Source organism: Rhodococcus sp. NPDC058532 (assembly GCF_042719255.1).
In the GTDB taxonomy this organism is placed as follows: Bacteria; Actinomycetota; Actinomycetes; order Mycobacteriales; family Mycobacteriaceae; genus Rhodococcus_G.
This window is the reverse complement of the sequence record NZ_JBHXNU010000004.1, coordinates 58927-77642: the sequence shown is the minus strand read 5'-3', so window position 1 is coordinate 77642 and position 18716 is coordinate 58927. Positions and strand designations below refer to the sequence as shown.

18 protein-coding genes are annotated in these 18716 nt (G+C 71.3%); 12 read left to right on the top strand and 6 right to left on the bottom strand.

Annotated features, from left to right (window positions below; all coding sequences use genetic code 11):
• Window positions 1-14: 14 nt before the first annotated feature.
• Window positions 15-1670 (bottom strand): hypothetical protein, encoded by a 1656-nt coding sequence (locus ACFWQG_RS06680; protein WP_378506816.1) that lies wholly within the window; start codon window positions 1668-1670, stop codon window positions 15-17.
• A gap of 328 nt (window positions 1671-1998) precedes the next feature.
• On the opposite strand from ACFWQG_RS06680, the gene ACFWQG_RS06675 reads away from it, so the two are divergent.
• Entirely contained in the window at window positions 1999-3366 is a 1368-nt protein-coding gene (locus ACFWQG_RS06675; RefSeq protein ID WP_378506815.1) for an FAD-binding oxidoreductase, read from the top strand.
• A 13-nt stretch (window positions 3367-3379) separates the two neighbouring features.
• Here the strand turns inward: ACFWQG_RS06675 and ACFWQG_RS06670 are convergent, their stop codons facing one another.
• The 4 genes from ACFWQG_RS06670 to ACFWQG_RS06655 all read right to left on the bottom strand — a co-directional run bounded on the left by ACFWQG_RS06670 (window position 3380) and on the right by ACFWQG_RS06655 (window position 6273).
• Window positions 3380-3748 carry a hypothetical protein gene (locus ACFWQG_RS06670; RefSeq protein ID WP_378506814.1) on the bottom strand — a complete coding sequence of 123 codons (369 nt, stop codon included), beginning with the start codon at window positions 3746-3748 and terminating at the stop codon, window positions 3380-3382.
• Between the two features lie 71 nt (window positions 3749-3819).
• Entirely contained in the window at window positions 3820-5313 is a 1494-nt protein-coding gene (locus ACFWQG_RS06665; RefSeq protein WP_378506813.1) for a hypothetical protein, read from the bottom strand.
• Between the two features lie 27 nt (window positions 5314-5340).
• Complete coding sequence (locus ACFWQG_RS06660) at window positions 5341-5715, bottom strand: hypothetical protein (RefSeq protein WP_378506812.1); 375 nt, start codon at window positions 5713-5715, stop codon at window positions 5341-5343.
• Window positions 5716-5736: 21 nt separating this feature from the next.
• A complete protein-coding gene (locus ACFWQG_RS06655; RefSeq protein ID WP_378506811.1) occupies window positions 5737-6273 on the bottom strand; it encodes a DUF3558 domain-containing protein in 537 nt (178 codons plus the stop codon).
• A 177-nt stretch (window positions 6274-6450) separates the two neighbouring features.
• On the opposite strand from ACFWQG_RS06655, the gene ACFWQG_RS06650 reads away from it, so the two are divergent.
• From ACFWQG_RS06650 to ACFWQG_RS06630, 5 genes are all read left to right on the top strand, one after another.
• Entirely contained in the window at window positions 6451-7536 is a 1086-nt protein-coding gene (locus tag ACFWQG_RS06650) for a hypothetical protein (protein ID WP_378506810.1), read from the top strand.
• Between the two features lie 32 nt (window positions 7537-7568).
• Complete coding sequence (locus tag ACFWQG_RS06645; RefSeq protein WP_378506809.1) at window positions 7569-8507, top strand: GTP pyrophosphokinase family protein; 939 nt, start codon at window positions 7569-7571, stop codon at window positions 8505-8507.
• Between the two features lie 55 nt (window positions 8508-8562).
• Window positions 8563-11793 (top strand): SNF2-related protein, encoded by a 3231-nt coding sequence (locus ACFWQG_RS06640; protein WP_378506808.1) that lies wholly within the window; start codon window positions 8563-8565, stop codon window positions 11791-11793.
• A gap of 323 nt (window positions 11794-12116) precedes the next feature.
• Window positions 12117-12248 carry a hypothetical protein gene (locus ACFWQG_RS06635; protein WP_378506807.1) on the top strand — a complete coding sequence of 44 codons (132 nt, stop codon included), beginning with the start codon at window positions 12117-12119 and terminating at the stop codon, window positions 12246-12248.
• Between the two features lie 160 nt (window positions 12249-12408).
• Window positions 12409-12690 carry a GNAT family N-acetyltransferase gene (locus tag ACFWQG_RS06630; RefSeq protein WP_378506806.1) on the top strand — a complete coding sequence of 94 codons (282 nt, stop codon included), beginning with the start codon at window positions 12409-12411 and terminating at the stop codon, window positions 12688-12690.
• An 18-nt stretch (window positions 12691-12708) separates the two neighbouring features.
• On the opposite strand, the gene ACFWQG_RS06625 is transcribed toward ACFWQG_RS06630, so the two are convergent.
• Complete coding sequence (locus ACFWQG_RS06625; protein WP_378506805.1) at window positions 12709-13470, bottom strand: GntR family transcriptional regulator; 762 nt, start codon at window positions 13468-13470, stop codon at window positions 12709-12711.
• Between the two features lie 239 nt (window positions 13471-13709).
• On the opposite strand from ACFWQG_RS06625, the gene ACFWQG_RS06620 reads away from it, so the two are divergent.
• The 6 genes from ACFWQG_RS06620 to ACFWQG_RS06595 are packed head-to-tail and all read left to right on the top strand — an operon-like array spanning window position 13710 to window position 18401.
• Window positions 13710-14645, top strand: a complete 936-nt coding sequence (locus ACFWQG_RS06620; RefSeq protein WP_378506804.1) for a transporter substrate-binding domain-containing protein — start codon at window positions 13710-13712, stop codon at window positions 14643-14645.
• A 4-nt stretch (window positions 14646-14649) separates the two neighbouring features.
• Window positions 14650-15420 carry an ectoine/hydroxyectoine ABC transporter permease subunit EhuC gene (gene ehuC, locus ACFWQG_RS06615; protein WP_378506803.1) on the top strand — a complete coding sequence of 257 codons (771 nt, stop codon included), beginning with the start codon at window positions 14650-14652 and terminating at the stop codon, window positions 15418-15420.
• Window positions 15417-16058, top strand: a complete 642-nt coding sequence (ehuD, locus tag ACFWQG_RS06610; protein ID WP_378506802.1) for an ectoine/hydroxyectoine ABC transporter permease subunit EhuD — start codon at window positions 15417-15419, stop codon at window positions 16056-16058. Before ehuC ends, ehuD begins: the two co-directional genes overlap by 4 nt.
• Window positions 16059-16086: 28 nt before the next feature.
• On the top strand, window positions 16087-16872 hold the full coding sequence (locus ACFWQG_RS06605) for an amino acid ABC transporter ATP-binding protein (protein WP_378506801.1): 786 nt from the start codon (window positions 16087-16089) through the stop codon (window positions 16870-16872).
• A gap of 20 nt (window positions 16873-16892) precedes the next feature.
• On the top strand, window positions 16893-17579 hold the full coding sequence (locus ACFWQG_RS06600; protein WP_378506800.1) for an SIMPL domain-containing protein: 687 nt from the start codon (window positions 16893-16895) through the stop codon (window positions 17577-17579).
• Between the two features lie 51 nt (window positions 17580-17630).
• The gene (locus tag ACFWQG_RS06595; protein WP_378506799.1) at window positions 17631-18401 is read left to right on the top strand and encodes a hypothetical protein; all 771 of its coding nucleotides are present in this window, start codon (window positions 17631-17633) and stop codon (window positions 18399-18401) included.
• Window positions 18402-18716 lie beyond the last annotated feature (315 nt).

The window sequence follows — 18716 nt, the reverse complement described above, 5'->3', positions numbered from 1 at the left end:
TCCGTCAGCTCAGGCTAGCCACGCAGCCTGCGGACCGCGATGGCCACACCGACGCCGCCCACGGCGAGCAGGGCAAGGGCAAGACCGAGACCGGTCGTCGCGGTGAAGCCCTCCTCCGCCGCGCCACCGTCGATGGCGTGCGGGCGCTCGCCCTGCGGCGCGGTCGTGGCCGGAGCCGTGGTGGTCGGAGCCACCGTGGTCGTCGGCGCAGCCGTCGTCGGGGCGGTGGTCGTCGGCGCCGGGGTGGTGGTCGGCGCGGGCTGCGTCGTGGTCGGCGCGGGCTGCGGCGTTGTGGTGCCGAGCGAGCCGCCGTTGCTGCCCAGGTCGCTGCTGCCGAGCGCGGCGCTGCCCAGTGCCGCGCTGCCGAGGGCGGCACTGCCCAGGCCCGCGCTGCCGAGTCCGGCGCTACCGGCACCGGCACTGCCCGCGCTGCCGAGGCTGCCGGTACTGCCGCCCAGGCTGCCGAGGCTTCCGACGCTGCCCGCGCTACCGAGCGAACCGTTGCCCTCGTCGTCGACGAACACCGCATGGTCGGCGTCGCGCAGCTTCTCGGCGGTGGTGTCGAAGGTGGCGAAGACCTGGCACTCGTGCCGCGGCCAGCCGGCGTGCTCGGCCGGGTCGGCGTCGGTGGAGCTCGCCTGGTTCCACTTGATGTGCTTCTCCGGCGATTCGGTGCCCCGCACGGCGAGGTCCACCCGACCCTCGGTGTCCGAGGTGACGCACAGGGTGATCGTGGTGCCCGCCGCGGCGGTGCCGGTCACGACGAGCTTGCCGTCGGTGATGGTGGCGTCGCCCTCGCAGACGGTCACGGTCGCGTTGGGCGGCAGGACCAGGTCCAGGTCCTGGTTGTACAGGTTGGTGGTCAGGGTGAACCGGGCGGTGTCACCGACCGGCAGCTCGTCGCCCGGGGTCGGGTCGACCCGCTCGAGGTCGAGCACCGACTCCTCGTGATCCGGAATCGAGGCGAGGATCTCGGCCTGCTTCTCCTTGCCGATGAACCGGTCGCACAGCGCGGTGTCGCCGGCGCCGTAGTCCGAGACGCACCAGATCGCGTCCTGCAGCGCGTTCCGGTTGGCCTCCGACGTGTTGTCGGTCCAGGTGGAGGTGCCGCCATGCTCGGGATTGGTGGTCTGCCATTCGACGCCGTTCAGCAGGAGGTAGCTGATGACCTTCTCCTGGTCGGCGGTGAGCCTCGGGTTGCCGGTCTGCGGCAGCGTCGGGCCGACGGCCTCGCCGTAGTCGTTGAGCTGTGTCCCCTCCGGGATGGGCTCCTTGGTGAAGGGATCCACCCAGCCCTCCGGGGCGACGCCTGCACAGGTGCCGTTGTCGGCGTCGGTGCAGTACATCCACTCCGCGACCGGGGCGCCGTTCACCAGTCGGACACCACAGATCGGCGGGTACTGGATGGTGATGTCGTCCTCGGGCAGGTTGCCGTACAGCGGCACCACGTTGCCGGCGTTGAGGCTGTCCAGGCGCGCCCCGGTGAGGGTCAGCTGCCCGTCGAGCGGGGTCCATTCCGTCGCCTCGCATGTCGGCGCGGTGAAGCTCGGGTCTGCGGGATCGGCCGCGGCAATGCCCGCCCCGCCCGCACCAATCAGGGCCATCGCGCCTGCCACGGCGACCGTGGCGCGGACGCGCGGGAGCCACGGTCGTTTCGAGTGAAGATTCACTTTTCCGTCCTGAAGTCACTGGGTCGGTCGACCCCGGCGGAGCCCGCCGACGTAGACACGGTCGGAGCCCCGGATTGCTACCGCCTTGGGTTGCGGCGCGGTAACTGTAGCGTTCGCAAGCATTGAGAACGAACCTCCCCACCGGGCCCCGACGGCCAAATCCCGAGGCCACCGTGTCCAATTCGACACCTCCTCGGGCCCCTGAGCAGGGCTCCTCGAGAACTACACAGTTGCCAGTAACGTTCCGATCACGATTACGTCTCGTAACCCAGCTCACCCTCGGCGCGTCGACATGGCCCGCCCCGCCGGATCGGCGAAGGATGGTCTCATGCCCGCCGACCTCGCCGCACTCGCCGCCGACCTCCCCGAGGGCGCCCTGCTCACCGACCCCGACCTACTCGTCGGCTACCGCCAGGACTGGGCGGCAGACCCGAACGCGGGCACCCCGCTCGCGGTGGTCCGCGCCACCCGCACCGAGGACGTGCAGGCGGTGCTGCGCTGGGCGAGCGCGCACCGCGTTCCGGTGGTCCCCCGCGGCGCCGGATCCGGGCTGTCCGGTGGATCGTCCGCGGTCGACGGCGGGATCGTGCTGTCCACCGAGCGGATGCGGTCGATCGTCGTCGACCCGGTGACCCGGACCGCGGTCGTGCAACCCGGACTGCTGAACGCCGAGGTCAAACGGGCCGTCGCCGAGCACGGACTCTGGTACCCGCCGGACCCGTCGTCGTTCGAGATCTGCTCGATCGGCGGCAACGCCGCCACCAACGCGGGCGGGCTGTGCTGCGTCAAGTACGGCGTCACCACCGACTATGTCCTCGGGCTGCAGGTGGTGCTGGCGGACGGCACCGCGGTGCGACTCGGCGGACCGCGACTGAAGGACGTCGCCGGGTTGTCGCTGACGAAGCTGTTCGTCGGCAGCGAGGGAATCCTCGGCGTGATCACCGAGATCACCCTGAAACTGATTCCGGCGCAGCCTCCCACGTCGACGATGGTCGCCTCGTTCGGCACGGTGGAGGCGGCGGCGGACGCGGTGCTGGCGATCACCGCGACGCTGCGACCGGCGATGCTCGAGTTCATGGATCAGGCGTCGATCTGCGCGGTCGAGGACTCGCTGCGGATGGGGCTGGACCGCGACGCCAACGCGCTGCTGCTCGCGCAGTCCGATGCGCCCGGCGCTGCCGCGGGCCTGGAGATCGCCGCGATGGTCGCGGCATGCGAATCGTGCGGCGCCACCGAGGTATTCGCCACCGACGACCCGGCCGAGGGCGAGGCGTTCACGGCGGCGCGGCGGGCGGTGTTCCCCGCGGTGCAGGCACTGGGGTCGCTGCTGCTCGAGGATGTCGGGGTGCCGATGCAGGCCCTGCCGACGCTGGTGTCGGGCGTCGCGGCGATCGCCGCGGACTGCGGCGTCCGGATCTGCGTCGTCGCCCACGCCGGGGACGGCAACACCCATCCGCTGATCGTGTTCGACCGGGACGACCCCGACGAAACGGAGCGAGCCCACCGCGCGTTCGGGGAGGTGATGGATCTCGCGATCGCATTGGGCGGCACCATCACCGGCGAACACGGCGTCGGCCGACTCAAGCGGGACTGGCTGCCGAACCAACTCGGCCCCGACGTGATGGACCTGACCCGCCGGATCAAGACCGCGCTCGACCCGGACGGAATCCTCAATCCGGGCGCCGTCCTCGACTGACGCGCGCGCCTGCTCAGTCGGCCACGGGCACGCGGTTGGCTCGGCGTCGGCGGATCAGGAGTCCCGCGGCGATCAGCACGGCCACCCCGGGGCCGCAGTGCACGGCGAGCACCCCGAGCAGGCTCGGGCCTCCCCAGTCGTCGCGGTAGCTCGCCGGGTCGGCGACGTCGATCGTGACGACCTCCACGATGCCGCGGGCAACGAGGTACCCGCCGACGATGCCGACGACGGCGTAACCCGCCGGTGCGAGGACCCGGGACCGCAGGGTCCGACTGAACACGGAGCCGATCAGCAGCACACCGAGCGCAACGAGCACGACGAACACGGCGATCCCGATGGCGCGGGGCGGGTCGGCGGCGGCCTCCGCCGCAAGGACCATCATGACCACAGCTCACCACGATTCGGCGTCCAGCACATCGGGGAGGACCGCGAGACGGCCCCGGACCGCCTGCGCTACCCGCCAAGCACCGGCGGCGCAACCAGCGGGAGGGTACCGACGATGTCGTTGCCGTTGTCGACGGTGACGAGATAGCCGGGGGTGGCGTGTTCGGTGTCGTCCTCGCCCCTGCCGCGGGCCGCGGCGGGGATCATCCCGGCGCCGGGCATGCCCGGCCTGCCGGGGGCGCCCGCACCGGCACCCGCCGCACCGCCGCCTCCCCCAGCGGCGCCCGCTGTGGTGCCCACGGCACCGCCAGGAATTCCCACCAGGCCTGCCCCGCCGCCGTACCCGCCGGACCCCGATCCGGCTGCGCCACCGGACACTCCGTTGCCGCCGGCAGCGACGGCACCGGTTCCGAGCCCACCGGATCCGAGCCCACCGGATCCGAGCCCGCCCGGCCCGGACCCCGACGGTCCGCCTGCGCCGGACATCGCGCCCGCACCCGACGCGGCCGGGTTGCCGGGGACGCCCGCCCCGCCCGCGGCGTCCACCCCGGCCGGTCGGGTCCACGGCGACGACGGATCGGACTGTGCGGGAACGGACTCCGCGGAACCGTCCCGTCCCGACCCCCGTTCGGCGCCCGCGGGGGCGGGCCCCCCGGACGGGCCGGTGTCCCCCGCATCTGCCCCCGGCACCGCACCCGGCCCGGACGGGGCGTCCCGACCTGGCGGGCCGAATCCGGCGGAAACGGCGGAGTCCGCCGCGGTCGGGTTCGCGGAGCCGCCGCCCGCTCCGGTCGGGCCCGCGACCTCCGGTTGCGCGACAGTCGGCGGCGCGGGCAGCACCGGCACCTGGGAATCCGCCTGCCGCATGACCGGGCTGTAGACCGTCTTCATGATCTGGATGGCCTGCTCGTGGGCCTCGTTGCGGTCGTGCAGCAGGCTTTTGATCAGGGCGGTTCCCGGACTGAACTGGTGGACCAGCACCTCGGCGACCGACGTCTGCGCGGGCGGCGGAACCGTCGCCTTCACCTGCGTGATCCCGGTCGCCGCCTCGGCCACCTTGGTGCCGACGAGGCTTCCCGCCGTGGCGAGTTCGTCGGAGACCCGGACATAGCGTGCGGTCGCGTCGAGCGCACGGTCCGCGGCGGCGCCCTCCCAGCCGTCCTTGATCTCGCCGAGGATCGCCGTCGTGAAGCCGTGCAGACCGTCGGCGAGCGCCGTTCCGATCGCGGTCCAGCCGTGCGCGCTCGCGGTGACGGCCGCCGGATCCATCCGGTTCACCGAGTCCATGATCTGCCGATGCGACATCGAGTCGAAGCTCTCCTCCACGAACTGCCGGGCGTCCCAGTCGCCGGTGAACCTGCCGCGCAGCTCGGCCTGCGTTCCGTAGATCCCGTCGCGTTCCTCATTGCCCGCCGCCTGCGCATCCCGGACCCGACCGCGTTCGGCGAGGTTGTAGCCGGTGGCCAGGTCGATCGCCGCGTTCCCGCCGTCCACGACGAGTTCCCCCACCCCGTCCGCGAACCGACCCAACGCGTCGGCGATCTCGTTCATGCTGATCCCCATCTCATCCCCCCTGCCGGTTCCCGCCCGTCACGACCCCGAGCCGACGCCCGTGATCCCCCGCGCCGCAGCATCATCCGTGGCGGCGTACATCGCCTCGATCCGCTCAAACACCTGCCGCATCCGCTGCACCTCGGCGATGTGATCGGCGAGCGCCTGATCCATCGAATAGGAGCCGCCCGAGGCCTTCAACGAGAACTTTCGCGCCAGGGCGATCCCGGACGGGAACGTCCCCATCCCCTCTACTCGTGTCAATCCGCGAACCTCCGCCTGGAGCGCCTCCAGGAGAGCCACGAAGTCCGAACAATGCTGCGCGCACCGTTGCGCAACACCGGGATCGAGGCGGACACCGCCCTCCTCGACAAGCTGCGCAATCTGCGACCACGACGTGCCCTGATCGATCATCTGTGCCCCCACTACAGATACCTACTCCGGGATGTACGCCATCAGGCCCGTTGCCCGCCGGACTGCGGTGGCGCATGGATCCTCGGCCACCGGATCAACCCCAACATTCGCAACCGACACCAGTACAGCCCCCTCCGCGGATTCAACTGCGACGTCACAGTCCCGCCTGTCCAGATCGGAATCAACCCGGTAGGTGAACGCCGGTCGGCCACCGATCTCAATATCGGCGAACTCGCCGTTGCCGTCCTTGGCCCTGATGTCGTCAAGGGTGTAGGTGGTGGCGAACACGCTCAATGCGGGGCCGCCCCCCATCCACTTGCAGATGTTCCACCCCGGCTGCTTCACCCCGAGAATGTCGCGCGACTCCGTCGCCGGATCCACCCCGATCCCCCGCAGCACCTCGTCCGGTATGTCGTCGCACGGGCTGAACACCGGCTCCCCGGCAGCAACACCGGCTGCCTCGGCGTCCCCCGACACCGGGCCGGGTCCGCACCCGGCGAGCAACGCCGCGGCAATCACCGTCCCGCTCGCGACTGCCGCGGCGACCGCTGCGCGCATGCCTCCCCCTACCGTCGACCGGCTCACCCTGGCTTGGACGCATCCTGCCCTCGTCCGGTTCCGTCGTCACCGAAACCGCCGCCGAAAACGTGACCCGAACACCCCGCCCGGCTCCCAGCCGAACGGGCTTGCGCGCGCTAGCGTGGACTCGACAATGCTGCGACGGATTGGGGGATCATGTCCGAGTTCGAGGACTTCGACTCCGGCGTGGATCGCGCCTGGTCCGAGCACCAGCAGCGGTTGGCGGACGTCATCGCCGCGATGCGCGAGGACGATCTGCTTGCCCTGGAGCTCGGCGAGGAGTCCCGGGTCGACGGCTTCGTGCCGTGCGTGCAGTTCCTGGCCTGGGGTGACGGTCAGATCCGATGCGAGGTGCCGTCGAACGACTACCTCGACCCGCGGTACCGGCTGACCGCGGACGACGAGTCCCGGCTCGTCGACCTCGGCTGGCACCGTCCCACCCGGCGCCCCGACGACGAGCCGGATTCGGGGTCGCCCGCGTTCTTCGTCGACAAGCCGTCGAACTGGGCGGATCAGCTGGCGTCGATGGCGGTGACCGTGTTCCGGGAGGTCTGGTCGGTGCCGCATCCGACGTTCCTGCGGATCGACGCGACCGAGGCCGACACCCACCGCACCCTCACCTCCGACGAGCCCGACCCCGAGGACCCGGACGGGCTGGACCTGCAGCGCGCGGTGACGCCGCGCGACGAGGCGCACCTGCACGACCTGGTGGCGTCGACGCTGTCGGAACTGTTCGACGAGCCGCCCGGCGGCGACGACCGCGACGACGACGGGGACCCGGACGACGACGACTTCATGCTGGCGATCGGTCCGCTCGTCGGGTTCGTCGGGCCGCACCTGGACGGCGGTGAGGTGCAGGTCCGGATGCCGCTGCTGCGGGACATCAGCGACCGGACCCGGGCCAGTGAACTGCTCGGCGACCTGAACCGTCGGTGGCCGCACCTGAAGTTCGTGCTCGCCGCGGACCGGGTGGACGTGTGGGCGGCGGTGCTGGCGAACCCGTACGTTCCGCAGCACCTGATCGACACGCTGCAGCAGCTGTTCGCGTTCACGAAGACGGTCGATCCGCGGTTCGCGACCCGGTTCGGTGGCCACCTCGACGGGCTGGCCGACGACGATCCGGAGGCCGTCGAGGTCGAGCGCGGTGAGCTGATGCCGCCGACCCCGCCGACCCAGCCGCGGCTGCCGTTGGAGCTGTTCACCGACCCGGGCGAGCAGCCCCTGTTCGACGACCCGAGCTGACCGGCGCGTCGACCGGGCGTAGTCGAGCAGTCATGCGGCGATCGAAGCGGGCGGATGCGGTCGAGTCCCTGGTGGATCGGCTGTATGACCAGCGGGAGCGGGCGTGGGCTGCGGCGTTGGTGACGACGCAGACGTTCCTGGAGACCCTCGCCGACGCGGTGCTTGAGGGCCAGGATCGGGACCGGTTGAACGCCGAGTCGGCGCGGATCAAGGATCGGGCGCGGGCGGTCGACAAGATCCTGCGGAAGGTGGCGTCCGGGCAGTTCGCCAGGCCGACCACCCCGGAGGAGGTCGCCGACACCCTCCACGACCTGCTCGGGGTGAAGGTGCTGTGCAAGACGCCGCGGGACCTGACGGCGTTCACCGAGAAGCTGCAGGAGGCGTGCACGTCCGCGGCCTGCTCGGTGCGGCTCGCGCATCCGCCGACGGACTATGTCGCCGACCCGAAGGACAGCGGGTACCGCGCGTTCCACGCGGTGCTGCTGGTCACCGTCCCCACCCACGAGGGTGATCTGCCGGTGAAGGTGGAGGTGCAGGTCAAGACGCGGCTGCAGGACGCGTGGAGCGAGCTGACCCACGAGGACATGTACAAGCCGGGTAAGGCGCTCAAGCCGAACGAGTTCCACCGGGACGTGGCGCGGCGGATGGCCGAGCTGCTCGACAACGTCGACACGATGGCGGATCTGCTCGCCGCGGAACTCGACCGGCAGACCGCGCCCGACGACGACCGCGGCCCGATCCCGGACGAGTCGACGGTGTTCGCGCGGGTCACCCGGACGGGCAGGCGGTACGCGCTGGCGATCGCCCCGGACGGGCGGCAGGGCCTGATCCCGGCGCGGTCGGTGCGGGCGGCGCTCGAGTCGAGCAGCCGCATCAACGTCGACGACCACCTGCGGGTCGGGGACACCGTCGACGTGCGGATCGAGGAGACCGACAGCGCGCTGTACTTCCATCCGGTGAATCTCGGGTGAGCCGCCGCGACCGGCGGCGATCGGTGACCGTCCGCGGTCCCGGTACCGTCGACGCATGACCTCCGACGCCCATTCCGCGCACACCCTCGCCTCGCTGGCCCGGGTGGTCGGGCAGGCCGCGTACGGGCGCGGCTCCCGGTACGCCCGGTCCGGGGCGGTCGCGGGCATCGACTGGTATGAGGACGACCTCACCGCGGTCGGGACCGTCGACGGCACCGAGTCCTACCAGTCGATCGCGCACTTCGAGGAGGTCGGCGGGGAACTCGAGTTCCGGTTCGGGCAGTGCACCTGCCCGGTGCGGATGAACTGCAAGCACGTGGTGGCGTTGACGGTGGTGCTGATCGAGTCCGCGGCCGGGGACGCGGCGACGGCCCCGCCGAACTGGGAGTCGGTCCTCGATGCGGCCCTGCGCGACGACACCGACGCGGCCGAGTCGACGCCGCTGGGGGTGCAGCTGTCGCTGCTGCGCGGGTCGCGGTCGGATCGGTGGGCGGTCAGCGCCCGGCTGGTGCGTCCCGGCAAGACCGGCTGGGTCAACGGCAACCTGAGCTGGTCGAACCTCGGGCACCTCCCGGACGCCGACCCGCGGCACGTGGCGCTGGCGTCGGAGCTGCTCTCGACCTATCACGTCGGCAGGCGCAGCTTCTACGGGTACGGCAACGACAAGGACATCGACCTCAGCACGATCGTCCCGTCCCGGCTGTGGCCGCTGCTCGACGAGATGCGGGACGCGGGAATCGAATTCGTGTACGCCCGCAAGGCGCTCGGGACGGTGCCGCGGCCGTCGCGGGCGGAGCTGGTGGTCGACCTCGACCGCACCCCGCGGGGCCTCGAGCTGACGCCGACCGTGCACGCCGCCGACACCGACCTCCCGGTGATCGTGCTCGGATTCCTCGGGCCGGACCCGCACGGCGTGCTGTACCTGCGTCCCGGAGACCCGACCGGGCCGGACCCGGACCGGTGGCCGTTCCGGATGGCGCGGCTGACCGGGCGGGCGCCCCGCGCGATGCAGGACCTGGTGATCGGGAACGCGTCGCTGACCGTCCCCGCCGAGGACACCGACCGGTTCGCCGCCGAGTACTACCCGCGCCTGCAGCGCGCGGCGACGGTCCGCTCCACCGGGGACGACTTCACCCCGCCGACCGTCGAGGGCCCCGAGCTGATCCTCGACGTTGCCTACGCGGCCGGCCACCGCGCCGACGTGGCGTGGTCGCTGCGCTACCGCGTCGACGGCGCCGAGCGGCTCATCCCGCTGGGTGAGCCGTCCCGGTCCGCGATCCGCGACCCCGACCGGGAGGACGCGCTGGTCGCCGGGCTCGACGCGCCGCTCGAGGAGTACGGGTTGCGGTCCGGGCCGGACGGCCGCCCGCATCCGCGGGTGACGCTGCACGGCCTCGACACCGCCCGGCTGACCGGGGAGCTGCTGCCGCTGCTGCGCGGCCGCGACGACGTCGAGGTCCGGGTGTCCGGCACCCCCGCCGACTATCGGGACGCGGGCGAGTCGCTGCGGATCGGGGTCGGCACCGACGCCACCGACGACGGCGACTGGTTCGACCTGTCGATCACCGTCCGGGTCGAGGACGCGCCGGTGCCGTTCAAGGACCTGTTCACCGCGCTCAGCGCGGGCGACACCCACCTGCTGCTGCCGGACGGGGCGTACCTGTCGCTGGATAAGCCGGAACTGCAGCGCCTGCGGGGCCTGATCGCGGAGGCGCGGGACCTGCACGACCAGGACCCGAACCGGTTGCGGCTGAGCCGCTTCCAGGCCGGGCTGTGGGAGGAGCTGGCGGCGCTCGGGGTGGTGGAACGGCAGGCAGCGCAGTGGCGCGAGCAGGTGCAGGGGCTGCTCGACCTGGCCGAGACGGCGGACCTCGACCCGCCGGCGAGCCTCGACGCGACCCTGCGCCCCTACCAGCTGGACGGGTTCCGCTGGCTGGCGTTCCTGTGGTCGAATCGGCTCGGCGGCATCCTCGCCGACGACATGGGCCTCGGCAAGACCGTGCAGTCCCTCGCGCTGATCTGCCATGCCCGGCAGCGGCAGCCGAGCGATCCGCCGGTGCTGATCGTGGCGCCGACGTCGGTGGTGCCGAACTGGGCGTCGGAGGCGGCCCGGTTCGCGCCGCACCTGCGGGTGGTGGCGGTGTCGGAGACGGCCGCGAAACGGGGTGCGGCGCTGACCGAGTCGATCGACGGCGCGGACATCGTGGTCACCTCGTACACGCTCGCCCGGCTGGATGCCGACGAGTACCAGGCGCATCGCTGGTCGATGCTGCTGCTCGACGAGGCGCAGTTCGTGAAGAACCACCGCTCCAAGGCGTATCAGGCGATGCGGCGGATCGAGGCGCCGACGAAGATCGCGATCTCCGGCACCCCGATGGAGAACACCCTGATGGAGCTGTGGTCGCTGCTGTCGATCACCGCGCCCGGCCTGTTTCCCAACCCGACCCGATTCCAGGAGTACTACCGCACCCCGATCGAGAAGGGCGGCGACACCGAACTGCTCGCGCAGCTGCGGCGCCGGATCCGTCCACTCATGTTGCGGCGCACCAAGGAACAGGTCGCGGCGGACCTGCCGGAGAAGCAGGAGCAGGTGCTCGAGGTGGAGTTGTCGCCGCGGCACCGGAAGCTGTACGACACCCGGCTGCAGCGGGAGCGGCAGAAGATCCTCGGCCTCGTCGACGACCTCGACTCGAACCGGTTCACGATCCTGCGGTCGCTGACGGTGCTGCGCCAGCTCAGCCTCGACCCGGCGCTGGTCGACGACGGGCACGGCGCGGTCGGGTCGGCGAAGGTCGACGCGCTGCTCGAGCAGCTCGGGGACGTCGTCGCGGGCGGGCACCGGGCGTTGGTGTTCAGCCAGTTCACCGGGTTCCTGGACCGGGTGCGGCAGCGGCTGGACGCGGAGGGCATCGCGCACGCCTACCTGGACGGCAAGACGCGGGGCCGGGCGAAGGTCCTCGACGGGTTCAAGAACGGGGACGCGCCGGTGTTCCTGATCAGCCTGAAGGCGGGCGGATTCGGCCTGAACCTGACCGAGGCGGACTACTGCTTCCTGCTCGACCCGTGGTGGAATCCGGCGACGGAGGCGCAGGCGGTGGACCGCACGCACCGGATCGGGCAGACCCGGCACGTGATGGTGTACCGGCTGATCGCGCGCGGCACCATCGAGGAGAAGGTGATGGCGCTCAAGGCCCGCAAGTCGGAACTGTTCTCGTCGGTTGTCGACGACGGCGGCGCGTTCACCGCGGCGCTGACCGCCGAGGACATCCGCGAGTTGCTGAACTGACCTGGCGTCCCCACCCGCCCGCCGCACCTGTTAGCATCCCCTAAGTTCCCGGGCACCCCGCCCGAGGGCACCCCGAAAGTCTTGCCGCCCAGCGCAGTCCGCGCTGGGCGGTAGCTTGTCATGCGAAGGAGAAGTTCATGGGTTCGATCGAGGATCTGCTCGCCGAGAGCCAGACCGTTGCCGCGGTCACGCACCTGTTCACGGTCCTGTCCGGCCTCGCCGAGAGCTGAACCGACCCCTGACATCCCGCCCGGCGCGCGTCGCCGGGTGACCACAGTCCGGCGGCCCGCCGTCGCGGTCCCGCCCCACCCCCGGAGGTACACATGGGTTCCCTCGAGACCATCGCCCTGATCCCGCTCGGCAGCGTCGACATCGTCGGTGCCGGCATCGTCGACTCGATCACCAACACCATCAACGGTGTGGTCAAGCTCGTCGGCGAGAGCGGCCTGAGCTGATCGTGCGCTGACGCGCCCGTGCGTGAGTTTTACCCCGACTGGGGTAAAACTCACGCACAGTTCGGAAATGGAATGCGGCCGCCGGTCGTCGCGTTGAGGGAGACGGCGCCGCCGCCGGGTAGCGTGCGGGGCGTTCACCGACGACGAAGGGACCAGGGCCGTGGCGCACACCATCGAGCACAAGCCGGAGCAGAACCGTTTCGAGATCCTCGTCGACGGGACCGTCGCCGGGCACGCCGACTACACCGTCATCGACGGCGGCGTCCGCGACTTCGACCACACCGTCACCGATCCCGAGTTCCAGGGTCAGGGCCTGGCAGGCAAACTCGTCGCCGCCGCCCTCGACGCGACCCGCGCCGACGGCATCACGATCGCCACCTCCTGCTCGTACGTGCAGGCGTACGTCGCGCGGCACCCGGAATACCAGGACCTGCTCGCCTGACGCCCCCGCCCCGGCCGCTCAGGCCTCGGGGAGAATCGGGGTGATCGGATCGAGCCGCGGCGCCGACGACGGGCGCGGCTCGTCGAACGTCTCGACCTCGACGCTGCCCGGGGCGAGCAGCCGGGTCACCGCACCGTCCAGGCAGGCGCGGATCGCCGCGACCAGCCCGTCGGCGTCACGGGCCTCGAACCGTTCGACGATCCCGAGGTGCGAGTCGGCGGTGTCCTTGCGGACCGCGTACTCCTCGCTGAGGCTGAAGCTCGCGATCCGGACCTCGACGATCAGCGTCGTCATCCACCGCACCAGCCACGGGTTCCCGCTGGCGGCGACCAGCGTCCAGTGCACGTTGAGGTCGGCGTCCCCGACCCGCAGCGCGTCCTCGGAACGTTCGGCGGCGATCAGCTCGTCGTGCGCGGCCCGCACGGCCGCGACCTGCGCGGCGGTGGCGCGCGCGACGGCGAGCGGGGCAGCGCTGGTCTCCACCGCCAGCCGCGCCTCGTACAGGGCGCGGACCCGGTCCCTGCCGATCCGGGCGACGCTCAGCCCGCGGCCGGGGGTCGCGCGCAGCAGGCCCTCCTGCACCAGGCGTTGGGCCGCCTCCCGGAACGGGCCGCGGCTGACGCCCAGCTGACCGGACATCTCGACCTCGCGGATCGGCGACCCCACCGGGAGCGCGCCGGAGTAGACGGCGTTGCGCAGTTCGGTGGTGATGAGGTCCACGGTCGACGGGCGGGTCACCGGCGACAGCGACGGTGCGATCCCGCGGGGCGACGAGGTCATCCGCTCTCCTTCATCCAGCCTGACTCGGCAATCCTAATCGCTTGACGCACCCCGCCTGACCCGCGGCGTTGACGGCCGGCGCCGACACCCGCCGACCCCGGCACGCAGATTGTAGACAATCCGACACACCGACACGTAGATTGTCGCATCGTCATCATCTTCGTTCGTTGCCGATCGTTCACGCACCCCCGGCTCACGCGTCGGAACCGCCCGCGCCGAGCCACGGAAGGGAGACATCCGTGTCGTCCACCAGGACCAGCAGCGGCCGCCGCGCCGCCATCGCCGCAGGCTCCGCCCTCGCCCTGACCGCGCTCACCGCGTGCTCGAGCACCGGCTCCGGCGGCAACCCCGGCGACCTGCTCGCCGAACTGCAGGGCGCGGGGGCGATCAGCGTCGGCTTCGCCGGGGAGGAGCCGTACAGCTTCACCGACGACGGCGGCCAGCTCACCGGCGCCGCCGTCGCCCTGAACCGGGAGATTTACGGGCAGCTCGGCATCGACCGGGTCGACGGCGTCCTCACCGAGTGGAACAACCTGATCCCCGGGCTGACCGCCGACCGGTTCGACTCGATCAGCGCCGGCATGTCGATCCTCCCGAACCGCTGCGCGAACGCCGCCTTCAGCGAACCCGAGATCATGTACACGACGGCGTTTCTCGTCCCGACCGGCAACCCGGACCGGCTCGGCGACTGGCAGTCGGCCGTCGACGCCGGCGTCAAGCTCGCGGTGATGAACGGCGCCATCGAGGCCGGCTACGCGGACCGGACCGGTGTCGAGACGATCCAGGTCGGCAGCCCGCAGGACGGGCTCGACGCCGTCGTCGCCGGCCGAGCCGACGCGTTCGCGCTGACCGGCATCTCGGTGCGCGCCCTCGCCGACCGGTCCGACGCCGCGGTCGAGGCGACCGACTCGTTCGTCGCGGTGATCGACGGCGTCCCGCAGGTCGGCGCGGGCGGCACCGTCTTCCGCAGCGGCGACACCGCGCTGCTCGACGCCTACAACGACAAGCTCGCCGCCATCGTCTCCGACCCGCAGAAGTACCAGGAAATCCTCGGGCCGTTCGGGTTCACCGAGGCGGAGCGGCCCGTCCCCGGCCTGACCGCCGCCATGCTCTGCGAGGGCGACCTCGAGAAGATCGCCACCGAGCTCGGCCCGGAGCTCGGCCTGGGTTCCTGACCGCATGTCCGATGACGTCTCGACGCTGATCGCCCGGCTCCCCGCCCTCGGGGAGGCGGTCCTCGTCACCCTCGAGCTGACCGTCGGCGGCGCCCTGCTGGCCCTGCTCGTCGCCGTGCTGCTCGGCTTCGGGTCCCGCGCGGGCACCCTGTGGGTGCGGGGACCGTCCCGGGTGGTGGTCGAGTTCTTCCGCGGCACCTCCCTCGTCGTCCAGTTCTTCTGGCTGTTCTTCGTGCTCCCCGAATTCGGGATCAAGCTCGACTCGATCGCGGTGGGGATCGTCGCGCTCGGGCTGAACTTCGGTGCCTACGGCGCCGAGGTGGTGCGCTGCTCGGTGGACGCCGTCCCCCGCGGCCAGTGGGAGGCGGCAACCGCGCTGAATCTGGGTCGGCTGCACCGGATTCGGCGGGTGATCTTTCCGCAGGCGTGGGCGCAGATGGTCCCGATGCTGGCCAACCTGCTGATCCAGCTGCTCAAGGGGTCGGCGTTGGCGTCGACGATCTTCCTGCACGACGTCCAGTTCTGGACGGGGCAGCTGCGGCAGGCGACGCAGGACACGTTCTTCAGCTTCGGGGTGGGGCTGCTGGTGTACTTCGCGATCGCCTACCTGCTGACGCTGCTGATGAATGTGCTTGAGGCGCGCGCGAAACGCCGCCTCGGGCAGGGCCCGCCGCGGCCGACGCTGCGGGAGGTGCTGCGGCTCGCGCCCCGGACCGGGCCGACGCCCACCGCCGCGGCCGCCGCGCCCGACGGCGTGAAGGAGGGGGCCGCGTGAACGACGTGTGGAGCTGGGAGACGGCGTGGGATGTGCTCCCGCAGATGCTCGACGGCCTGAAGATCACCGTCCTCGCGACCGTGATCGGGATGGTGATCGCGTCGATCCTCGGCCTGGCGATCGCGCTGGTCCGGCGCTCGCCGCGGCGCTGGGTGACGCTGCCGCTGCGGATCGTTGTCGAGTTCATCCGGTCCACGCCGCTGCTGACGCAGCTGCTGTTCGTGTATCTGCTGCTGCCGAGCGTGCCCGCGCTGGTCGTCGGCTGCGGGGTGCTCGGGGTGCACTACGCGACGTACATGTCCGAGGTGTACCGGGCCGGGATCGACGCCGTCCCGGCCGGGCAGTGGGAGGCGGCGACCGCGCTGAACCTGTCGCGGGCCCGCACCTGGCGGGCGGTGGTGCTGCCGCAGGCGATCCGCAACACGCTGCCCGGCCTCGGCAACTACGCGATCTCGATGTTCAAGGAGACGCCGTACCTGTTCGTCATCTCCGTCGTCGAAATGTTCACCGCCGCACAAACCTACGGCGGCAACACCTTCTCGTACACCGAGCCGCTGACCCTGGCTGGCCTGATGTTCCTGATCCTCAGCTACCCGACGTCGCTGCTGGTGCGGCGGATGGAGCGCCGCCTTGCCTGACCTGAACACCCCCGTTGGGAGCCACCACATGACCGCCGACGCCGCCACCCCCGCCATCGAATTCCGCAACGTCGTCAAGCGTTTCGGCGACAACGTCGTGCTCGACGGGTTGAACTTCACGGTCGCGCCCGGCGACCGGGTCACCCTGATCGGGCCGTCCGGCTCCGGCAAGACCACCATCCTGCGGCTGCTGATGACGCTGGAGGAGGCCGACGGCGGGCTGCTGCTCATCGACGGCGACCCCTACACGCACGAGTACCGCGGCGACCGGTGGGTCGCGATCCCGGAGAAGCGGCGCCGCCAGGTGCGGCGCCGGGTGGGGATGGTGTTCCAGCAATTCAACCTGTTCCCGAACATGACGGTGCTGGAGAACATCATCGAGGGGCCGATGCACGTGCTCGGCCGTGGCCGCGCCGAGGCCGTCACCCGCGCCGAGGAACTGCTCACCCAGGTGGGGATGCTGGAGAAGCGGGACTTCCGCACCACCCAACTCTCCGGCGGCCAGCAGCAGCGGGTCGCGATCGCGCGGGCGCTGGCGATGGACCCGGAGATCCTGCTGCTCGACGAGGTGACCTCCGCGCTGGACCCGGAGACCGTCGCCGACGTGCTCGCGGTGCTGCGGGACATCGCCGAGCACACCGACATCACGATGCTGCTGGTCACCCACGAGATGCGGTTCGCGAGGGAGGTGTCGAACCGGGTGCTGATGTTCGACCGCGGCCGGATCGTCGAGGAGGCGGACCCGGAGACGATGTTCACCCGGCCCGCGCACACCCGCACCCGCGAGTTCCTCAAGGCCGTCCTCGACCACTGAACGCTGGCACACTGGCGGACATGAGTTCCCCCACCGTGTCCATCACCGTCACCGGCCACGCCGAGCGACGGTTCACCCCGAACCGGTGCACGGTGACGCTGCGGGTGCACGCCGACGGCGCCACCCGCGAGGCGGCGGCCGGGCAGGCCGCGGCCGCGATCGCCGCGGTCACCGACCTGATCACCGCGCTCCGCGACGACGGCGGCCCGGTCCGGCGGTGGAGCCTCGACCAGGTGCAGCACACCCGGACCCGGCCCTACCACCCGGAGGGCACGCAGCAGCCGTGGCTGTACCAGTCGTCGGCGCCGATCACGGTGACGTTCACCGACTTCCGCGCCGTCGGGCCGTTCGTCACCCGTGCCGCGGAGGTCGACGCGGCGAGCGTCGAGCACCTGCGGTGGTGGATGAGCCGCGGGAAGGAGGCGAAGCGGGTGGCGGCGGTGCGCCGCCTCGCCGTCGCCGACGCGATCGAGAAGGCGCAGATCTACACGGAGAGCCTCGGGCTCGGCGCCTTCCACGCCGCCGCGATCGCCGACACCGGCATGCTGGGCGTTCCGACCCCGCCCGGCCCGCTCGCCCGCGGGGCGATGCGAGCCGCCGCGCCGATGGCCGCGATGGCCACCGACGCGGGCGGACCCGCCCTGGTCCTCGAACCCGGGCAGGTGACGATCAGCGCCGACGTGGAGGCCCGGTTCGAGGCGTCGTAACCGGCGCCGCGCCTCCCCAGTTTCGGCGGCGTCCGCTGCCATGATGGGCCGATGCATCCGTTCGACGAGGGTTTCGAGCCGCCCGAGGACTGCGTGCTGTGGTGCCGGAACCGCACCCACGATCTGCACGTCCTCGACGACGGCGCCCTCGTCGACCTGGACTGGTGGAACACGCACCTCAAGGCCGGCGGGCACGAGATCCGGCTGCGCGGACGGGACCTGGACGGCCGGGTCGTCGACGGCGGCAAGACCACCATCCTGCGCAACGACCTGCGGCCGGGCAGCGAGCTCGCCATCGGCGGCCACCCGAACCTCGGACTGCTGTTCCTGTGCGCGGCGTGGCAGGGCTCCCACCACAGCCGGCAGGCGCGACGCCGGTTCCCGGATGTGCGAAACGGACGCCTCCCCAAGGACGTCGACCCGCTCGCCACCATCGAGGCGGTCCTCGACTTCTGCGCGAAGCAGAAACGAATACCCGACGCGCCGGACAGCTCCTGGTCCGGCTGGCCCGACACCCCCGGCGTCGGCGTGGTGCTGCTGTCGACGTACCTGTGGGCCGTCGGCGCCCGCACCGCCGCCGGCCCCGCCCAACTCATCGATCAGCACGGCATCTCCACCCTGCTCCACCAGGGCTGGATCGAGAACCCCGCCGTCACCGGCTTCACCGTGCGCCGGTACAACCGGTACCTCGGCGTGCTGAACGCCTGGGCCGAGCAGGCGGAGACCTGCCCGGAACTCGTCGAGCGCTGGCTCGTCGAGCGGTGGACGGCACGGGTGCATGAGGCGCGGACCGGGCAGCGGGCGGAACCGACGCTGTTCTGAACGAACGCACGACATCCGGTGATCTGCAGCCGCCATAGAGTGCAATTCGTGAACCACCCCTCAGCATTCTCGGGCTTCCGCTGTGACCGTTCCCGTATTCGACTCGACAGTGAGGACGGAGGCGGCGCGCCAGCCTCGTGAATCCAAGGTCGACACACGGCGCACCCAACGCTGCGGTATTGGTTGCGCAGTAGCGAGCGACGAACCGCGGCAACCTCGAAGGCTGCCCTTCTGGCGCACACGGGTATGGTTCGCGCGAAACAGTGATCCGCAACCAAACAGATTGTCATGAGATCCCCAGACAGGAGAGCAACC